This is a genomic window from Streptomyces sp. NPDC057543, assembly GCF_042801895.1.
Classification (GTDB): Bacteria; Actinomycetota; Actinomycetes; order Streptomycetales; family Streptomycetaceae; genus Streptomyces.
Window position 1 is genome coordinate 1 of the sequence record NZ_JBHVFF010000020.1, and the last position, 18,867, is coordinate 18,867.

The window sequence follows — 18,867 nt, forward strand, 5'->3', positions numbered from 1 at the left end:
AGCCAGTGCACAGGCTTCGGCCGACCGCGCCTACGCGGACGCGCGCGCGGCGGGCAAGGACGCGGATGCCGCCCGGGCGGCATCCGATGAAGCCAAGTCCATAGCCCGCCAGAAGCGACAGGACGAAATAGCCGCGGAGGCCGCCAAGGCCGCGCAGCGAGCCAAGGAGAACGCGAAGAACAACGTCAATCCTGCCGATTCCGCCGACAACGACAAGGTCGATGTCGAGCAGATCAGGCAGGAGAGCGTGAACGATGCGGCGGATGCCGCCACGTACACCGCCAAGGTGAGCTCGGTTCTCGGCATCGCAGCGGTGGCTGCCGCCTGCATTCCGGGTGGACAGTTGCTGGCGGGTGGACTTGCCGGAGCATCACTGGTCTTCGCCGGGATAAGCGCCTTGTACAATGCCAAGGCTTACGGATGGGGGAGTTCCAACTTCGTGGGGTCCGTGGCCGGCATCGCTCTCACCATCGGCCTGGGGAGCGTGGGAAGTCTGGCCGCCTCCCAAATGGTCAGCAAGGTGGGGAAGACCGCGATCAAGGGGGTTCATGACACGGTTTCCTCCGTCGTGGGCTGGTTCACCGCATAACCGGTAGGGGTCGGGGGCGGTGAGGAGTCACCTCACCGCCCCCGAGGGACAGCCCTTATCAGTGAGGAACAGGAATGGCGTTGCACAATTCACCGCTGTGGTGGCTCTTCTCGGCGGTCTGCGTGGCATTCTGGTTTGCTGTCATGCTTCCGGCGATGCCCACCAGGAATCACAAGGTATTCGTTTCCCTCGGTCCACCGGTGATTTTCGCAGCGATAGCCTTGTATTGCGTCAAATTTGGCGATGCCTTCACGGAAATACTCCCCGTGTACTGCGGACTGGTCCTCGCCGCCCCGGTCGGAGTTCTGGGGCACCGCAAGGCACTGCGCGAGATGCTGGAAGATCCGGAGATCCCCTACGACGAGGCGACCGGTCCCTGGACACTGCAGGGGGCTGTCGCACTGGCGGTGTTCTTCGGGCTCTCCTTCTTCTACGTGAGTCGTTGATCCTTTCCGGCCCGCCCCGGGCACACGTCACGGCGAAGCGGGCAGCGGCAGCGCCGTCTCCCGTGCCGCCGCCGCGGCCAGCGCGTCGAGCACCGGCGCGATCAGGGGATGCCCCTCCGCCCCGTGCCGCACCGCGGCGAAGACCCGCCGGGTCGGCGCGCTGCCCTCAACCGGCCGGACCACCACCCCCGCGAGGTCCATTCCACGCAGCGCCGACCGCGGCACCAGCGCCACCCCGGCGCCCGCACCGGCCAGCGCGACCACCGCGCGGAAGTCGTCCGAGGAGTGCTCCAGCCTCGGCTGGAATCCGGCGAACTCGCAGGCCAGGACCACCACGTCATGGCACGGGTTGCCCGGGTACGGGCCGATCCACGGGTCCTTCTCCAGGTCGGCGATCGCCATCTGTTCCTGGCCGGCCAGCCGATGACCGACCGGCAGCACCGCGTCGAACGGCTCCGAGTACAGCGGCACCCGGGTCAGCCGCCGGTCGTCCTCGCCCGGCGCGCCCCGGTACTCCACGGCGACCGCGACATCGACCTGCCGGTCCAGCACCATCGGCACACTCGCGTCGCCCTCGGCGTCCTGGACGCGGACCCGGATGCCGGGTGCGGTGAGGGTCAGTTCGGCGATCGCGGGGGCGAGGACCAGGCCGATGCCGGTGGCGAACGCGGCGACCGTGACCGTACCGGCATCCCCCGCGCCGTACGCGGCGAGCTCCGCCTCGGCCCGTTCCAGCTGGGCCAGGACGGCGTTGGCGTGGGTGAGCAGGATCTCCCCGGCGGCGGTGAGCCGGGCGCCGCGCGCGTTGCGTTCGACCAGCCGGTGTCCGGTCTCCTGCTCCAGCGCGGCGAGCTGCTGGGAGACCGCGGAGGGCGTGAGATACAGCGCGGCGGCCGCGGCAGTCACCGTACGGTGGTCCGCCACCGCACGCAGAATGCGCAGCCGCCGTGCATCGATCATGCGCCCATTGTCCCAGGTCACAGAGGGAACCCCGCCGCCCGGGTGGCGTTGCCGGGCGCTACTCCCCCAGCGCGGCCCGCGCGTCGACGAACGCGTCCACGGCCCGGTTCACATCCGCCGTGGAGTGCGCGGCGGAGAGCTGGACACGGATGCGGGCCGCGCCCTGCGGGACGACCGGGTACGAGAACCCGATCACGTACACACCACGCTCCAGGAGCAGCTCCGCCATCCGGCCTGCCTTCGCCGCGTCCCCGATCATGACGGGGGCGATGGCGTGGTCGCCGGGCAGGATGTCGAAGCCCTCCTCGGTCATCCGGGTACGGAAGAGCGTGGTGTTGGCATGGAGCCGCTCGCGCAGGTCGCCGGCCGCCTCCAGCAGGTCCAGGACCTTGAGCGAGGCCGCCGCGATGACCGGGGCGAGGGTGTTGGAGAAGAGGTACGGGCGGGAGCGCTGGCGCAGCAGCGCGACGATCTCGGCGCGGGCCGCGACGTAGCCGCCGGACGCGCCGCCGAGCGCCTTGCCGAGGGTGCCGGTGATGATGTCGACGCGGTCCATCACGTCGTGCAGCTCTGGCGTGCCGCGGCCGCCGGGGCCGACGAAGCCGACGGCGTGCGAGTCGTCGACCATGACCATGGCGTCGTAGCGCTCGGCCAGGTCGCAGATCTCGCGCAGCGGGGCGACGTATCCGTCCATGGAGAAGACGCCGTCGGTGACGACGAGCCGGCGCCGGGCCCCGGACGCCTCCTTGAGCTGCGTCTCCAGGTCGGCCATGTCGCGGTTGGCGTAGCGGAAGCGCTTGGCCTTGGAGAGGCGGATGCCGTCGATGATGGAGGCGTGGTTGAGGGCGTCGGAGATGACCGCGTCCTCCGGGCCGAGGACGGTTTCGAAGACGCCGCCGTTGGCGTCGAAGCAGGAGGAGTAGAGGATCGTGTCCTCCTGGCCGAGGAACGTGGAGAGCCGCTGCTCCAGTTCCTTGTGGACCTCCTGGGTGCCGCAGATGAAGCGGACCGAGGCCATGCCATAGCCCCAGCGGTCGAGCGCTTCGTGGGCGGCGGTGATCACCTCGGGGTGGTCGGCGAGGCCGAGGTAGTTGTTGGCGCAGAAGTTGAGCACCTCGCCGGGGCGGCCGCCGGCGGTGACGGCGACGGTCGCGGACTGCGGGGTCCCGATCACGCGCTCGGGCTTGTGCAGTCCGGCGGCCCGGATCTCGTCGAGGGTGGTACGCATGTCGTCGCGTACGGAGTCGAACATGAGGGGTGTCTCCCAGCTGTCTACGGTGGCGTCGTCTACGGAGGCGTCGGGTCAGGAGGTCCAGTCGAGGATGACCTTGCCGCCGCGGCCGCTCGCCGCGTCGTCGAAGGCCGCCTCGAAATCGCGGTAGCCGTACCGGCCGGTGATCACGGGGGAGAGATCGAGGCCGCCCTCCAGCAGTACGGACATGGCGTACCAGGTCTCGTACATCTCGCGGCCGTAGATGCCCTTGATGGTGATCATCGAGGTGACGACGCGGGACCAGTCGACGGGGAACTCCTCGGACGGGAGCCCGAGCATGGCGATCCGGCCGCCGTTCGTCATGTTCTCGATCATGTGGCGCATCGCCTCGGGCCGCCCGGACATCTCCAGGCCGATGTCGAAGCCCTCGCGCAGTCCGAGGCGCTTCTGCCCTTCGTAGATGGTCTCCTCGGTGACGTTGAGCGCGAGGCTGACGCCGACCTTCCTGGCCAGTTCCAGCCGGGCCTCGCTGACGTCGGTGATGACGACGTTACGGGCGCCCGCGTGCCGGGCGACCGCGGCGGCCATGATGCCGATCGGCCCGGCGCCGGTGATCAGTACGTCCTCGCCGACCAGCGGGAACGACAGCGCGGTGTGCACGGCGTTGCCGAACGGGTCGAAGATCGCCGCGACGTCGAGGTCGACGGGGACCCGGTGGACCCACACATTGGACGCGGGCAGGGCGACGTATTCGGCGAACGCCCCGTCCCGGCCGACGCCGAGCCCGAGCGTGGAGCGGCACAGGTGACGGCGCCCGGCCAGACAGTTGCGGCACTTCCCGCAGACCAGGTGGCCCTCGCCGCTGACCAGGTCACCGACGTTGATGTCGACGACATCGGCGCCGGTCTCCGCGACCTCGCCGACGAACTCGTGTCCGAGGACGAGCGGGGTGCGTACGGCCTGCTGGGCCCAGCCGTCGTAGTTCCGGATGTGCAGATCGGTGCCGCAGATGCCGGTCCGGAGCACCTTGATCAGTACGTCCGAGGGGCCGATCTCCGGCTCGGGCACGTCCATCAGCCAGAGTCCCGGCTCGGCCTTCTGCTTCACGAGTGCCTTCACGGCTGTGGCTCCCTGCGCTGTACGGCGTTGAGTACCCCGGGCCGGGGCAACATGGGGGGAAGCCTGCGGCCCGGGGAAGAATGAGAGGGACGGCATGGCAGCGCGCGTCGACCGGCTGCCGCGCTCCATCCTCTGCCGTCACGGAGAAATCTGCCGCACCCCGCGCCACAGGTCCATCGAGGATTTCTTAAGCGCGCCCGCAGCTCCGCTTCATGCCCCGCACCGCACGGCCCGGCGGCCGACTGCCCCCGAACAGGGAGAACGGGCGGTCGGTCCCCGCGAACGTGCCCGTGATCAGTCGCCGAGCTCCTGCGGCGGGTTGTCGCGGCAAGGCACCTCATTGGGTGCGAGGACGCGGCTGTCGCCCGGGTACGGCTTGGTCCATCCGGTGGACGCGTACCAGGTGATCCGGTTCAGCTGCGCCGGGTTCACCTGGTCCTCGACGGGGTGGGAGCCACCGGTGGTCTTCGCCCGGATCGTGCTCAGGCCTCCCACTGTGCGGCGACCTCCCGCAGAGGCGCGGGCACCTGCGGGCGCTGCGCACCGCTGTCGGCCGCCTTCGCGGCGGCTGCCGAGGCCGGCTTCTTGAGTCCGTGGATCCGGGCATCGCTCTCCGGCGACGACTTCAGGAGTACCTGATCCGTCCGGTGTGCGGCGCCGTTGGTCCTCGTGGACGTTGCCGGGTCGTGCCTACTGTGTCCGGGTGAACGATGTGAGCAGCGTGTGCACGGGACGGATTGTCGTCCTGGTGCTGCCCGAGGTGAACCTGCTGGATCTGGGCGGCCCGGTGCAGGTCTTCGATGCGGCAGCCCATTTGGGGGGCGCCTACCGGCTGGAGTATGTCGCCGGGACGGGCGGGGTGCGCTCGGCGCAGGGACTGGAGCTGGCCGGGCTGCAAGGGCTGTCGGCAACGCGGGCCGGCCGGGGTGACACGGTGCTCGTGCCGGGGCCACGGCTGACCGGATCCGACCGACTGATCCCGGACGCGGCCGTACGGTGGGTGCGGGACGCATACGACGCGGGGGCCCGGGTGGCTGCGGTGTGCACCGGCGCGGCAGTTCTGGGGGAGGCTGGACTGCTGGACGGCCGGGCGTGCACGACGCACTGGTCGCTCACCACGGCCATGCGCGAGCGGTATCCGAAGGCGCGGGTGCGCGAAGCAGCGCTGTACGTCCACGAGGGGCGGGTCAGCACCAGCGCGGGCATCTCCTCCGGAATCGACCTCGCACTGTCCCTCGTCGAACGCGATCACGGCCCGGAACTGGCCGCAGCCGTCGCCCGTGAGCTGGTGCTCTATCTGCGGCGGGACGGCGACGCCGCGCAGATCAGCCCCTTCCTGCGCTACCGCGACCATGTCCGGCCCGCCGTCCACCGGGTGCAGGACCACCTCGCCCAGAACCTGGACACCCCGCACACCCTCGACGAACTCGCCGCCGTGGCCCACCTCTCCCCGCGTGGACTGACCAGGGCCTTCACCGCGGCAACCGGGATCACCCCGCTGGCCTACCAGCGGCAACTGCGCCTGGAGCGGGCCCGCACCCTGCTGGCCGGCACCGACCTGACCGTCGAGGCGGTCGCCACACGGTGCGGCTTCCGCGACGCACGGCAGCTGCGCCGGCTGGTCGCCGAGACCCTCGGCGTCCCGCCGTCCCAACTGCGGACGCGGCTGCGGCCTGCCGGCTGACACATCGCGAACGGCCCACCGGGCCGTCCCCGTCTCGCTTTCTCTTCCTGTCCTTCCCCGCTCGGGGGTTGCAAGGGTGCGCAGCACTGGCGCCGTGCGCCCGAAATATGGAGGTATGTCTTGCTTGGGTTGAGTAAGGGCCGCAGGGCCGTCCGTCGCGCCGGACGAGTGCTCATGGGCACGGTTCTGTCAGTGGCATCGTTCACCGGGATCGCTTTCGCGGGGGTGAGCACCTCGATGGCGGACAGCTTCGCACCCGCGCCGGCCGCTTCCGGCGATCAGGTCTGGCCCGCCGCTCGGCCGGTGCCCCAGGACCGGATCACGGTTGCCGTGGCGGTCAGCAGCGAGGGGTCCGTGGCCACCGACGTCCTGGCGCCGTATCAGGTGTTCGCCGAGTCCGGGAAGTTCTCCGTCTACACCGTGGCCGCCGAGCGTCGCGCCTTCCCGCTGTCGGGAGGGGCCCATCTGCTTCCCGACCACACGCTGGCGGAGGTGGAGCGCGGTACGGTGCCCGAGCCCGACGTGGTGGTCGTGCCCGCGGTGGCCGACCCCGCCGGCGCGAACGAGGCCCGGCTGCGGAAGTGGATCGTGGAGCGGCACCGCAGGGGCGCGCGTGTTCTGGGGGTGTGCGCGGGCTCGGAACTGCTGGCGGCGTCCGGCCTGCTGGACGGCCGTGACGCGACGTCGTTCTGGTCCCGTATCGGCGCTCTGAAGCGCCGGTACCCGCAGGTGCACTGGGAGCGCGGCCGACGGTACGTGGAGGACGGTCGTGTGACCACCACCGCCGGTGTCACCTCCGGCACCGTCGGTGCGCTGCGGTTGGTGGAGGAACTGGCGGGCAAGGACGAGGCCGTCCGGGTCGGTGAGGGACTGTCGTATCCGGGCTGGACTCTGGACGGGCCGACGGCGATCCCGGCCAACCACCTTGCTGTCGGCGACCTGCCGTACGCGCTGAACGCCGCGTTCCCCTGGCTGCGTCCGACGGTGGGCATAGGCCTGGTCGACGGCGTCGGCGAGATAGACGCGGCCGCGGCCTTCGAAGGCTACGGCGGGGTGTCGTTCACCGCGCGAACGGTGGTGCTCGGCGCCCGTGGCACCGTCACCACCCGTCACGGTCTCGTACTGGTCACCCGGACAGCAGACCGTGGATCCCACGGGGTCGACCGCTTCGTCGTGCCCGGCGTCGCGGAGCCGTCGGCCGTCGACGCCCCGCTGCGCACCTGGGCGCACCGCAACAAGCTCGCCGTGGAGCTGCCCGGTGGAGGACGGCACACCGAGGAGTTCGGGTTCGACCCCGTCCTGCGTGACCTCGCCGAGCACAGCGACCGCCGCACGGCCCTGGTCACGGCGAAGTTCTCCGAGTACCCCTCCTCCCACCTGGCGCTGGCCGGGGCGGCCTGGCCCTGGCGGTCGACCCTGCTGGCCGGGGCCGCGGTCGTGGTCAGCGTTGCTGTGGGGTTCGTCCCGACGGTGATACGGCGAGCGGTGCGGCGTCGGCGGGCGGCGAAACCGCCCCATGGCCTGCCGGGCCGATCAGCCGCCGCAGCTCCTCAACCGTGAGACGCACGACTGATCGGCATCCGCCTGATGGGGATCGGAGCCGACGGTGCTCGGGGAGGACGACACCGTGCGTGGCTGGGAGCGCTGCCGCCCGGGTCAGCGGTCGGCCGTCGACGGCGCGCCCTGCGGAGCCGGAAGCGTACGTCCCAGGCGGGCGAGCGGGGACAAGGCCATCAGCACCGGGGACAGCATCATGCCGGCGGCCGCCACCAGGAGGCTGGTGCGCAACCCCCAGTCATGCGCGAGGAGGCCGCCGAGCAGTGAGCCGAGCGGGGTCAGCCCCATGCCGACGAACGTGATGGTCGCGGCCGCGCGGCCTTGCATCCCCTCCGGGGTGACGGCCTGCCGGACCGCCATGACCGTCACGTTCACCAGCTGACCGAAGGCCCCGAACACGAAGTTGACCGCCATGAGAGCAGGGATCGTCACCGCCGAGGGGCCGTGAAGTGCGGGCACACAGAGCATCACCCCGTCGCCGAGTGCCGCCGCGGACACCAGCACCGCGCCGTGACCGAACCGGTTCGGCAGGCGGGCGGCCAGCAGCGAGCCCAGGAGCGCGCCCGGTCCCGTCGCCGCGAGCGCAAGCCCGACAACGGAGCCCGACAGGTGCAGTTCACGTGCCAGGAAGAGCAGATAGACGGTCATCATGGCCGCGAAGGAGAACTGGAAGGCTGCCGAGGCGAGCCCCACGGCCCGCAGCGAGCTGTTGCCTGCGACAAAGCGCAGGCCCTCATGGATCCGCCGCCAGACCCGAGGGGGACGTTCCGAGCGCTCCGGGATGGATTCGTGGCGGCGGATCCGCCGGATCGACAGGAACGACAGCACGAAGAACAGCGCGCTGGACGCGGCTGCGAGCGGCGCCGACAGCAGGGACACCAACATGCCGCCGAGGGCGGGGCCGCCGATCTGCGCCGCGGACCGGCTGCCTTCGAGCGCGCTGTTGCCCCGCACCAGCTGATCGCGTTCCACCAGCCGTACGAGAGACGTCTGGTACGCCACGTCGAAGAACACGGACAGGGCTCCGACGGCGAAGGCGACCACGAGCAGTGCCGACAGGCCGAGCCCGCCCAGGAGGCCGGCCACGGCGGCTCCGCCGAGCACCAGAGCCCGGCCGAGGTCCGCCAGCACCATCACCGTTCGGGTCCGCCGGCTGTCCACCCACGCGCCGACGAAGAGCGAAAGGAGCAGTATCGGCGCCTGTCCCACCGCGCGGAGAGCGCCCAGCCGGCCGCCGTCGGCGTCGAGCGTCAGCACGGCGATCAGCGGCAGGACGACCAGGACGGCGTGCTCGCCGAGTTGGGAGACTGTCTGGCCCACCCAGAGCCGGCGGAAGTCGCTGTCCCGCCACGGACCGAGCGGCACAAGCGAAGGAGAATCGTTCACAGCGGAAGCGGACGGCACAGGAATCCCTTGGGTTGCCGAAGACGAGACCCGCCACCCCGGCGCACGACGGACGCACCGGCGGTTCAGGCGAGGGAAGACTCGCTGTGCCGCGTATCAAGGGCAGCACGCGATGACAGGCCGGTCACGGCCTACAACGTCAACGCGCGCTCGGACGACCGGGCATGCCTTGGCTCCTCATGGGTCACTCGCTGTACCCGGACACTAGCCCACCCCGCGTCCCACAGTTGTACGAACTGTTCAGTGGACTGTTCATCACGGTGCGACACGACAACGAGCAGGCCGGAGATGGCCGCCTGCCGATGTCCTGTCACAATGCGCGCCAGCCGCTCCAGCGCAGGACCGAGACCTCGACCACCGGTCCGCCGGGCGGCCGGTGGGCGTACTGCTGGTATTTCGCCGTCAGCAGGCCGATGCCGCGGGCTGCCTCCGGGGACCGGCCCGGCGGCGGGAGCACGTGGGCTTCGCCATCGGCCCGGGCCCACCACAGGCGGTCCCAGTCCTCCTCGTAGTGGTCGGTGAGCAGGCAGACCGACGGGTTGGCGGCGATGTTCGCCAGACGTTTCAGCCGCGTCGTCCGCTTCGGTTTGTGGTCCACGGCCAGCATCACCGAGTCGCCGTCCAGGGCGAACACCACCGGAACCAGGTGCGGGAGGCCCTCCGTGTCGGCCGTCGCGAGGTGGGCGATGCGCGCCGCGGCGAACCGCTCCCGTGCCTCGGCACTCGTCAGAGCAGGCATCGCTCAGCTGTACCGGGCAGCGACTTCGGCCAGTCGGTCCAGGTACTCCAACGTCTCCCGTTCCGGCATCGTCGGTACGTAGAACAGCAGCCGCTCGACCCCCAGACCGATGTAGCCCTCGATCTGCTCGGGGTCGTCGGGAGCCGCGTACACCGTCACCGGCACCTCGCGGTCGGCGAGGGCGCGCAGCCGCTCGATCTGCGGACGGAGCTCCTGCGGCGACACGCTGTTGGCCAGCCACGCGTCTCCGAGCTGCGCCACCCGTCGGAACGCGCCCTCGCCACCGCCGACGTAGATCGGTGGATGGGGGCGCTGCACGGGCTTGGGCCAGGCGTAGGCCGGATCGAAGTTCACGAACTCGCCGTGGAACTCGGCCTTCTCCTCGGTCCACAGCGCCCGCATGGCGCGCAGCCGCTCGTCGGTGAGCCGGCCCCGGGTGGAGGGGTCGGTGCCGTGGTCCCTCATCTCCTCACGGTTCCAGCCGACACCGATACCGAGAATCACGCGGCCACCGGAGACCAGATCGAGCGACGCCACCTCCTTCGCCGTGGTGATCGGGTCGCGCTGCGGGATCAGCGCGATGCCGGTCCCCAGCAGCAGCCGCTCGGTCACCACACCGATCGCGGTCAGGGCCACGAAGGGGTCGAGGGTGCGGTAGTAGATCTCCGGCAGCTCACCACCGCCGGGGTAGGGCGTCTCGCGGCTCGCCGGGATATGGCTGTGCTCGGCGATGAACAACGAGTCGAATGTACGTTCCTCCAGGGCGGTTCCGAGCGAGGTCGGGCTGATGCCCTGGTCGGTGATGAAGGTCGAGACCCCGAATTTCACGACGGCTCCTCAAGGGTCGGGTACGGGACAGCACGGGTGCACAGATCCCTGACTACCCGCCCCGGGCGATCCCGCCCCCATGACCACTCGGGAGAACCATCACGGCGCATGGTTCCGGGCCTGCTGCCGCGACCATGTGCCGAGGATTTTGCGACCGGGCCACCGGACCGGCTCCGCCCGGTGTCGACCCGGCCGCGTTCACCAGCAGACCAGATTCATGGACCCTCGAGCGAGCCAGTCCGTGAACGACACGGGCTGACCGCCCAGGTTCAGAGGAAGGATCTGGTCGCAGGTGGCCCGGCCGTCGAACCACAGTGAGCCCCGGTGCGGACCGGTGACAACGAGCAGGGTCGAGAAGCCACAGCCGTTTTCCTGGATGAATACAGCGCCGGACGTCTTGTGCTCCTGGAACACCCCGTACTCAGCGTCCCACTGCTCCCATGCCGCCCGGTAGGCGTTGTGATCAGGGAAGTCCTGCGTCAGCGGCTCGCGCGCGTCCAACTCATCCTCGTAAGCACGGTAGGAGTCGGGATGCGGAAAGTCAGTAGTGAGCAAGTCGTAGTTGGTGCTTGAGTCCCCATGCCAGCCCCAGCCTGCCGCGGATCGGCATAGACGGTTCACCGCGCCGCCGGCGCTCTGCCGGAGCAAGTACTCTCGGTACTGGTCCGGGAACGTGATGCCCAACTCCGCCTCCGCCTCGCAGATCTCCGCTTCGGACAGCGGCGGCGGGGAGGCGACCTGCCTCGCGGGTGGACGGCTGAGCTCATCAAAGCGCCGCCCCAGAGCCATACGTTGGCATTCCGCCATCCAATCGGTAGTCATACAGGCGAGGGTAGACGCGAGCAATCCGTCAGGACTCTGCCGTGACATGGATGCGCCCCACCAGGTTCTTGAGGTGTGAAGATCAAGCAGGCTCGTGCCGCCATGTCGAACCGTGCGTTCTTCGGCATCTCGGCTCGTCATTTGGGAGAGTTGACCGCCGAGCTCGCGACACGCTGGGACGCACGGTGCGAAGCAACCCAACACGAGCGGCGGCACGGAGCTCGGAGGCGGAAAGCCGGCGCCGGTCCGAAGTAGGAGCCGGTCTTCACCGACCGGGTCCTGGTGACGCTCGTCCGCCTGCGGACGGGACTGACCGTACGCCGCCGTCGCCGCCCGGCCTTCCAGATTCCGGACCGTGCGCCACGCGGATGTCCCGTACCCGCTCCACGCGGACGACCTCAACATTCCGGACCGTGCGCCACGCGGATGTCCCGTACCTGCTCCACGCGGACGACTTCAACGCCGCTGACGGTCGGCGTTCGGAGTCGTACACAGGGCGTCGTCGACCAGCTTGCTCTCGGCCTGTGCCACGCGCAGGACGTCGTCCGCGGAATCGGCGAGGACGCCCGACAACGAGACCGTGACGCTGCGCCGGCCATCGGCGGTGACGCCGGCGGCGCTGATCCAGCCGGAATCGCCGCCCTCGTGGCCCCAGTACACCCCGCCGCAGGACAGCGGGCGTGAGAAGAGCCCCAGCCCGTCACGGGCGCCCGGCATGAACTGCTTGAACTCCTTGCTGACCCGGATGGTCCGTTTCATGTGCGTCAGCTGCGCCGGTGGCAGGAGTCGGCCGCTGAGCAGGGCGCGGAAGAATCGGTTGAGATCGGCGGTGGTGGAGACGAGCCCGGCCTCTCCATTGGTGCCCGAGCCGACCTGCTCGGTGACGTCCACGAGCGGCTCGTCGGCCTTGAACCTCTGATAGGTCTCGGCATGTGGCTGGGGCAGTGTGGGCGAAGTACCTGGCCAGAAGGTGTGATCGAGGCCGAGTGGCCGGACGATCCGATCCCTTACCTCCTCATGCCAGGGGTGCCCGGTGACCCGCTCGATGATCAGGCCGAGCAGGACGTAACCGGTGTTGCCGTAACTCCAGTGCTTGCCGGGCTGGAAGTCCGGGCGGTGGCGCATCGCCCGGGCGACGGTCTGCTCGGGTGTGTAAGTGTCGTATCGGTGCTGGTAGAAGTCCTCCGCCGAGGTGTAGTCCGGGTAGTCGTCGTGGATGCCGCTGGTGTGCTGGAGCAGTTGGCGGACGGTGATCGCGCGACCGTCATTGCCGTTTCCGGAGACCACACCGGGCAACCATCGTTCGACCGAGTCGTCCAGGGAGAGACTGTGGTCGCCGGTGAGTTGCAGGATCACGGTCGCCACGAACGCCTTGGTGACGCTGGCTATCCGGAAGTGACCATCCTGAGGGACCGGTCGACGGTCCGTCAGGTCGGCGACGCCGCTCGTGGCGCTCAGGTTCCGGCCGTCGGAGGTGACCAGGCGGGCCTGCACTCCTGTCACGCCGAGTGCGGTGAGCGCATCGGCGTCGTTCTGGATCCGGAGCTGGATTCGGTCGTCCTGCTGTTGGGTGGCTATTGCGCCGGGCACACTGGTGGAAAGGGTTCCGGCCACGATGGCGGCCAGCGTCAGGTTCCGTCGGATGGACCGGCCGCGCCGCCGCGGTGTACGAATCGGTGAACTCTTCATGGGCGTTGACACTAGGTCTGGCTGACGTGAGCAGACGGTACCGCTCACCCGTGAGAAAAAGGGGTAGTGGGCTGTAGTGCCAGGCCCGGTCGCCATGGCTCAGACTTGTGCGAATGAACCACCATGGGGCCAGACGGCTTTCGGCGATGTGGCGCGGTCTGGGTTATCTACTGGGAAGCCTGTTCACCGCTGCGGTCGCCCTGTTCACGCTGCCCGTACTCGTCGTCCCGATCACGGCTCGCGCCTGGGCGTCCTGGCATCGTCGCCGCGCCGACCGGCTGCTGCTCTCTCCGCCTTCCGGTCCCGTCCGTGTCGGTACGTGGCGTGTTCTCGGGTGGCTGTGCACATGCATGGTGACCAGTCTGGCGTTCGGGCTCGTCGTGGTGCTGTGCGCAGGTAACGCGGTGGCCACGGCCATCACGGTGCCCTTGTGGTGGGCGTTGCCCGCCGACACCCGCGCGGGCGGCTTCGCCGCCGGTGTTCCACTGTCCGGGTGGGGCACGGCGTTGACCCTGGGGACCGCACAAGTCGTCATCTTCGCGGCCCTGACCTACTGGCTGGTTCCACTGCTGGCGCGCCTGCACGCCCGGATCTGTGTTGCGTTGCTGTCCCCCTCGGCCGCCGAGAGGTTGGCGCAGCGTGTGGAGACGCTGACCGAGACGCGGGCCGACGCCATGAACGCGCACGGCGCGGAACTCCGCCGGATCGAACGTGACCTGCACGACGGCACCCAGGCCCGGCTGGTGGCCATCGCGATGCGGCTGGGCGTGGCCCGTGAGTCGCTGAGCGAGGACCCCCAGGCGGTGGCCAGACTCTTGGAGGAAGCGCATGAGAGTACCGAGGAAGCCATGGTGGAGCTTCGTGCGGTGATCCGGACGGTCTACCCGCCGATCCTCGCCGATCGCGGCCTCGCCGGGGCGCTGGCCGCGCTGGGGACCCGATCGGCGATCGACACCACCCTCGATATCGGCGACCTCGGGACGATCCCCGCCGCGGTCGAGGCCGTGGCCTACTTCACGATCGCCGAGGCGCTCACCAACGTCGCCAAGCACAGCCGGGCCACCCGGACCACCGTCCGCGTCGCACGCGAAGGTGACCGGCTGTCGATCAAGGTCACCGACGACGGAGTCGGCGGCGCCGACGAGACGCTGGGTACCGGCATCGCCGGAATCCGCCACCGTGTCCTGGCGCTCGACGGCACAGTCCACATCCACAGCCCCAGCGGCGGCCCGACCACGATCACTGTGAGGCTGGCGTGCGGGTCGTGATCGCCGAGGACAACGTCCTGCTGTCCAATGGGCTGGAACTCCTGCTGACCGCCAAGGGCTTTCATGTCGCCGCGATCACCCAGGACGCCCCCGGCTTCGTCGCTGCCGTCGCCGAACACCGACCGGACGTCACCATCGTCGACGTACGGCTACCGCCAACCTTCCGCGACGAGGGCATCCACGCCGCCATCCACGCCCGTCGCCGGCACCCCGGCCTGCCCGTGCTCGTCCTCTCCCAATACGTCGAGCAGCAGTACGCCGGCGAGCTGATCTCCGATGGAAGCGGCGGCGTCGGCTACCTTCTCAAGGACCGGGTGAGCCGGGTCAGCGAGTTCATCGACGCGCTGCGGCGCGTCGCCGCCGGCGGTACCGTCATGGACCCCGAGGTGATCGCGCAGCTCCTCACCCGTCACGCCCGCGACCCGATTGCCGCCCTCACGCCACGCGAACGCGAAGTTCTCGCCCTGATGGCCGAAGGAAAGGACAACGCCACGATCGCGGCCCGGCTCGTCATCACCGAGAACGCCGTCCACAAACACATCGGCAACATCTTCGCCAAGCTCGGCCTCTCACCGGCCGACAGCGGCCACCGCCGCGTCCTCGCAGTCCTCACCTATCTCAGCCGCCACTGACTAGTGCCGCGTCAGGCAACGTTTGCCCTGCCGTGATGTGACGCGCCGCCGGGATGCTGTTCCGGGCGGCGCAAGGCGGTCACGCTGTGCGGGTGGCAATACGAGTACAGGTCCGGGAGGTCGATAACGACGAGGGACGGCGACTGCTGCGGATCATTCGCCGGGGCACCGGGTCGGTGGTGACCTGGCGGAGGGCCCAGATGGTGCTGCTATCCGCGCAGGGCATGCCAGTCGCGAAGATCGCCGAGGTGTCGTTCACCAGTGACGAGCGGGTCCGCGACGTGATCCACACCTTCAACGCCGACTGCTTCGACTCGCTCTACCCCAAGTACTCCGGCGGCCGACCGAAGACGTTCACGCTGCCCGAACGCCGCGAGATCAAGAAGATCGCCAAGTCCAAGCACACCGAGCACGATCTGCCGTTGTCGACCTGGAGCCTGACCAAGCTGGCGGACTTCCTGGTCGCCGAGGGGGTGGTCGACGACATCAGCCACGAGGGCCTGCGCATCCTGCTCCGCGAGGAGGGCGTCTCCTTTCAACGCCTGAAGACCTGGAAAACCTCCCGTGATCCGGACTACGCGGCCAAGAAGACCCGGGTCGAGCACCTCTATGCGATCGCTGACGGCGAGGTCATACCCGAGGAGGGCGAGCCCGAAATCATCTTCTGCATGGACGAGTTCGGGCCGCTCAACCTGATGCCGCACCCCGGGCGGCAGTGGGCTGAGCGCGGCGGCAAGCGCAAGGACCCCGACCGCGAACCACGCCGACGGCGGCGGGCGACCTACAACCGCTACGGCGGAGTTCGGCATCTGTTCGCCGCACTCGACCTGGCCAAGAACAAGCTCTACGGCCACATCAAACCGATCAAGCGACGTACCCAGTTCCTGGAGTTCTGCCGCTACCTGCGCAGGCTCTACGCGCCGACGGTGCGGATCGCGATCGTCTGTGACAATTTCTCCCCGCACCTGACCACGAAGAAGTGCCAGCGGGTCGGGACCTGGGCGGCGGCGAACAACGTCGAGATCGCCTACACCCCGACGAACTCCTCCTGGTTGAACCGGATCGAGGCCCAGTTCACGGCCCTGCGTTACTTCACGCTTGACGGCACGGACCACGCTGGCCATAAGGAACAGGGCAGCATGATCCGCCGCTACGTCATCTGGCGAAACCGCCACGCCGACGACCGGCGCCTACGCGCCGTCGTCGACTGGGCCAACACGGCCTGATCCGGAAGCGCTAGACGCCGGTGGTGCCGTCGATGCGTTCCCGGAGCAGGTCGGCGTGGCCGTTGTGGCGGGCGTACTCCTCGATCATGTGGACGTAGATCCAGCGGAGGCTGACGTCCTGCTCCATGAAGCGGCCGGTGTCGGTCAGGGCGCGGTCGGCGCAGTGCTCGCGGGCGCGGGCGATCTCCGCGTTCCAGGTGGCCAGAGCGTCGCGCAGGGTGGTGCCCTCGGCCAGCTCGAAGCCGCCGTCGGGGCCATCGGGGTCGGCCTGCGGGTCGTAGATGGGCGGGGCCTGTTCTCCGGCGAACACTCGGCGGAACCAGTTCCGCTCCACCTCCGCCATGTGCTGGACGAGGCCAGTCAGGGTGAAGGCGGACGGCGGCACGGATGCGACGGCGGCCTTCTCATCGTCCAGGCCCTCGCACTTCATGGCGAGGGTGGTGCGATGAAAATCGAGCCAGCTTTCGAGCGTGGTGCGCTCGTCGGCGTTCAGGGGCGGCATAGGGCGTTCGATGATGGCCATTGGTCGATTATCGCCAGCAGTCGAATCCGTCGACAGCCAGGACCTCACAACGGGGCGAACGTTGCCTGAGACGGCACTAGCAATGAAGTCGGATCGTTAACAGTGATTCAGTAAATCCGCGCTCTTCTTAGCAATGGCTACTTTCATTAGCGGCCCCTTGGGTTCGATCGGGATTGCAGTGTGTGCTCGTAGTCCTCCGTCAGGCCCCGGCGTGGAGGTAAGCGGCCCACAGGAAAGGGGTCCGGGTCCGGTTGAGCTGGCCGGGCAGGTCGTGGCCGTCGCGTATGCCGCGCACGGCCTGGTGCAGCGCCTGGGCTGCCCGGCTGGTGTCGATGGTCCCGTCGGGCGTGCGCAGGTGGGCGTAGAAGGAGTCGGCGACGGTCACGGCGATCTGGTCGTCGATCTCCCACAGGGTGCCGACGCCGTGGGGGAATCCGGCGAGCTGGAAAGCGGAGGTCAGATGGATGGCCTCGTCGACCAGGTCGGCGGTATCGATGGCCGCGGTGCGGCAGCCGGACAGGTAGGCCAGCTGGGCACGGTCGAGGCGGACGGGGGCGAGGCTGGCAACAGTGAAGGGGTCGCTTTGATGGTCGTGGAGCAGCAGCAGACTCTGGGAGGGATCGGTGGGGTGGCTGGCGCCGTGGCAGGCGAAATGGACGATCGGGCAGTGGGGCAGCTGGTCCAGGACGGCTGCTTTGGTCGGCCTGCGTGGTGGCGGGTCGGCAGGGTGGCCGTCGGGGTCGGGTTCGCGCAGCAGTACGGTGCGGGGCAGATGGCGCCGCAGCATCTCGGCTTCGGCGCTGACGTGGTTCAGTCGGCCGTGCTGAGGGAGGCCGGGGGTGGTGGGCATCGCGACGATCAGCCCCTGGGCGGGCGTGTCCGGGTGCGGGGTGTGTTCCCGGGTGAGGTGACCCCCGGAGTGTGGACACAGGGGTTCATGCTGCGAGTGAGAGTTTAGCTGTCTTGTGGTGGTGCTGTTCGAACTCCATCGGGGAGAGGTAGGAGAGCGCGCTGTGTCGGCGTCGGGCGTTGTAGTAGGTGAGCCACCGGAATATCTCGAGCCTTGCCTGAGACATCGTCACAAACACTCTCCGGTGCGTCGTTTCTCGCTTCAGTCCCTGCCAGAAGCTCTCGGCCAGGGCGTTGTCGTAGCTGGAGCCGACCCTGCCCATGCTTCTGCGGATGCCGTGCAGGTCGCAGACCTGGGCGAACGCGGCCGAGGTGTATTGCGATCCGCGGTCCGCGTGGAAGATCACTCCGGCCACGTTGCCGCCGCGGGTCGCGACCGCGGCCTGGAGTGCGTCGATGACGAGCTCGGCCCGCATGTGCGGGGCCATCGACCAGCCGAGCACTCGGCGCGACCGGATATCGATGACGCAAGCAAGGTAGAGCCACGCGGCTCCGACCTGCACGTATGTGATGTCGCCGCACCACTTCTCGTCCAGCGTACTGGCGGTGAAGTCCCGCTGGACCAGGTCCGCCACCGGCGGCGCGAGGCGGTCCGGGATCGTGGTGCGCTTCTCCTTCCGCAGGTGACGGCCAAAGAGGCCGTGCTTGCGCATCAGCCTGGCCACGCGCTTGTGGTTGACCGTGTGGCCGAAGCCGCGCAGTTCGGCATGGACTCGAAGCGCGCCGTAGTTCCCGCGGTGTTCGGCATGGATTTCGCGGATCTCCTCGACCAGGGCGTCCTCCTCGAACTGCCGCCCCGCCCGCGCCTCGGCGCCGGCGATCCACCGGTAGTAGCCCGAGCGGGAGACCTCCAGCACCCGGCATATCCGCTTGATACCGAACATGTCGGCATGGGCGGAGACGAAGTCCCAAGCGGCGGTCTTCACTTCATCTCCCGGGCGAAATAGGCCGCTGCCCTACGCAGGATCTCCCGCTCCAGTTGCCATTCCTTCTCCGCCTTAGCCAGCCGCGCGTTCTCCGCCCGCAGCCGGGCCAACTCGGCCTCGATGTCCTGCGACGCGCCGGCGGCGACCGACCGTCGGCATCACGCACCCAGGTCCGCAGCGTTTCGGGGTTGACGTTCAGATCAGCCGCGACGTCCTTGAACGTCCGCCTGCCGGCCGAAGCCCGCCACAACGCGATCGCGTCGGACCGGAACTCCGCACTGTACTTCGAGGGCCGTGCCACGTAGATCTACACCTTCCAGGATCAGCAAGATC

General features: G+C 69.1%; 17 protein-coding genes and 2 pseudogenes. 7 read left to right on the top strand and 12 right to left on the bottom strand.

Annotated elements, in window-relative coordinates:
* Positions 1-589 (top strand): annotated as a pseudogene (locus ACFU8Q_RS05990) (hypothetical protein); the annotation flags it as partial.
* 74 nt (positions 590-663) lie between these two features.
* Complete coding sequence (locus tag ACFU8Q_RS05995; RefSeq protein ID WP_384448392.1) at positions 664-1,035, top strand: hypothetical protein; 372 nt, start codon at positions 664-666, stop codon at positions 1,033-1,035.
* Between the two features lie 27 nt (positions 1,036-1,062).
* Here ACFU8Q_RS05995 and ACFU8Q_RS06000 read toward each other — a convergent pair whose 3' ends face one another.
* The 4 genes from ACFU8Q_RS06000 to ACFU8Q_RS06015 form a co-directional block, all read right to left on the bottom strand.
* Complete coding sequence (locus tag ACFU8Q_RS06000) at positions 1,063-1,995, bottom strand: LysR family transcriptional regulator (RefSeq protein WP_384448395.1); 933 nt, start codon at positions 1,993-1,995, stop codon at positions 1,063-1,065.
* A gap of 58 nt (positions 1,996-2,053) precedes the next feature.
* Positions 2,054-3,247 (bottom strand): glycine C-acetyltransferase, encoded by a 1,194-nt coding sequence (locus tag ACFU8Q_RS06005; RefSeq protein ID WP_384448398.1) that lies wholly within the window; start codon positions 3,245-3,247, stop codon positions 2,054-2,056.
* A 51-nt stretch (positions 3,248-3,298) separates the two neighbouring features.
* Positions 3,299-4,327 carry an L-threonine 3-dehydrogenase gene (tdh, locus tag ACFU8Q_RS06010; RefSeq protein WP_384448401.1) on the bottom strand — a complete coding sequence of 343 codons (1,029 nt, stop codon included), beginning with the start codon at positions 4,325-4,327 and terminating at the stop codon, positions 3,299-3,301.
* 294 nt (positions 4,328-4,621) lie between these two features.
* Positions 4,622-4,822, bottom strand: a complete 201-nt coding sequence (locus ACFU8Q_RS06015) for a hypothetical protein (RefSeq protein ID WP_384448404.1) — start codon at positions 4,820-4,822, stop codon at positions 4,622-4,624.
* A 208-nt stretch (positions 4,823-5,030) separates the two neighbouring features.
* Here ACFU8Q_RS06015 and ACFU8Q_RS06020 point away from each other — a divergent pair, with 208 nt between their 5' ends.
* Both ACFU8Q_RS06020 and ACFU8Q_RS06025 read left to right on the top strand, forming a co-directional pair.
* Positions 5,031-6,011 (top strand): GlxA family transcriptional regulator, encoded by a 981-nt coding sequence (locus ACFU8Q_RS06020; protein WP_384448407.1) that lies wholly within the window; start codon positions 5,031-5,033, stop codon positions 6,009-6,011.
* A gap of 192 nt (positions 6,012-6,203) precedes the next feature.
* A complete protein-coding gene (locus ACFU8Q_RS06025; RefSeq protein ID WP_384448409.1) occupies positions 6,204-7,571 on the top strand; it encodes a DJ-1/PfpI family protein in 1,368 nt (455 codons plus the stop codon).
* A gap of 96 nt (positions 7,572-7,667) precedes the next feature.
* Here the strand turns inward: ACFU8Q_RS06025 and ACFU8Q_RS06030 are convergent, their stop codons facing one another.
* The 5 genes from ACFU8Q_RS06030 to ACFU8Q_RS06050 all read right to left on the bottom strand — a co-directional run bounded on the left by ACFU8Q_RS06030 (position 7,668) and on the right by ACFU8Q_RS06050 (position 13,050).
* The gene (locus ACFU8Q_RS06030) at positions 7,668-8,954 is read right to left on the bottom strand and encodes an MFS transporter (protein WP_384448412.1); all 1,287 of its coding nucleotides are present in this window, start codon (positions 8,952-8,954) and stop codon (positions 7,668-7,670) included.
* A 328-nt stretch (positions 8,955-9,282) separates the two neighbouring features.
* Positions 9,283-9,711: a TIGR03668 family PPOX class F420-dependent oxidoreductase gene (locus ACFU8Q_RS06035; protein WP_384448415.1), complete on the bottom strand. Its 429-nt coding sequence runs from the start codon at positions 9,709-9,711 to the stop codon at positions 9,283-9,285.
* Positions 9,712-9,714: 3 nt separating this feature from the next.
* A complete protein-coding gene (locus ACFU8Q_RS06040) occupies positions 9,715-10,539 on the bottom strand; it encodes an LLM class F420-dependent oxidoreductase (RefSeq protein ID WP_384448418.1) in 825 nt (274 codons plus the stop codon).
* Positions 10,540-10,737: 198 nt separating this feature from the next.
* Complete coding sequence (locus ACFU8Q_RS06045; RefSeq protein ID WP_384448420.1) at positions 10,738-11,361, bottom strand: SMI1/KNR4 family protein; 624 nt, start codon at positions 11,359-11,361, stop codon at positions 10,738-10,740.
* A 456-nt stretch (positions 11,362-11,817) separates the two neighbouring features.
* Positions 11,818-13,050 (bottom strand): serine hydrolase domain-containing protein, encoded by a 1,233-nt coding sequence (locus ACFU8Q_RS06050; protein ID WP_384448422.1) that lies wholly within the window; start codon positions 13,048-13,050, stop codon positions 11,818-11,820.
* 113 nt (positions 13,051-13,163) lie between these two features.
* Here ACFU8Q_RS06050 and ACFU8Q_RS06055 point away from each other — a divergent pair, with 113 nt between their 5' ends.
* From ACFU8Q_RS06055 to ACFU8Q_RS06065, 3 genes are all read left to right on the top strand, one after another.
* Positions 13,164-14,318, top strand: a complete 1,155-nt coding sequence (locus ACFU8Q_RS06055; RefSeq protein WP_384448425.1) for a histidine kinase — start codon at positions 13,164-13,166, stop codon at positions 14,316-14,318.
* Positions 14,306-14,950, top strand: a complete 645-nt coding sequence (locus ACFU8Q_RS06060) for a LuxR C-terminal-related transcriptional regulator (protein WP_384448428.1) — start codon at positions 14,306-14,308, stop codon at positions 14,948-14,950. The genes ACFU8Q_RS06055 and ACFU8Q_RS06060 overlap by 13 nt, the downstream gene beginning before the upstream one ends.
* 92 nt (positions 14,951-15,042) lie before the next feature.
* Positions 15,043-16,176 carry an IS630 family transposase gene (locus tag ACFU8Q_RS06065; RefSeq protein WP_384448430.1) on the top strand — a complete coding sequence of 378 codons (1,134 nt, stop codon included), beginning with the start codon at positions 15,043-15,045 and terminating at the stop codon, positions 16,174-16,176.
* Between the two features lie 10 nt (positions 16,177-16,186).
* Here the strand turns inward: ACFU8Q_RS06065 and ACFU8Q_RS06070 are convergent, their stop codons facing one another.
* From ACFU8Q_RS06070 to ACFU8Q_RS06080, 3 genes and pseudogenes are all read right to left on the bottom strand, one after another.
* Positions 16,187-16,699 carry a DinB family protein gene (locus tag ACFU8Q_RS06070; protein ID WP_384448433.1) on the bottom strand — a complete coding sequence of 171 codons (513 nt, stop codon included), beginning with the start codon at positions 16,697-16,699 and terminating at the stop codon, positions 16,187-16,189.
* 199 nt (positions 16,700-16,898) lie between these two features.
* Complete coding sequence (locus ACFU8Q_RS06075) at positions 16,899-17,630, bottom strand: CHAT domain-containing protein (RefSeq protein WP_384448512.1); 732 nt, start codon at positions 17,628-17,630, stop codon at positions 16,899-16,901.
* A 4-nt stretch (positions 17,631-17,634) separates the two neighbouring features.
* Positions 17,635-18,835 (bottom strand): annotated as a pseudogene (locus tag ACFU8Q_RS06080) (IS3 family transposase).
* Positions 18,836-18,867 lie beyond the last annotated feature (32 nt).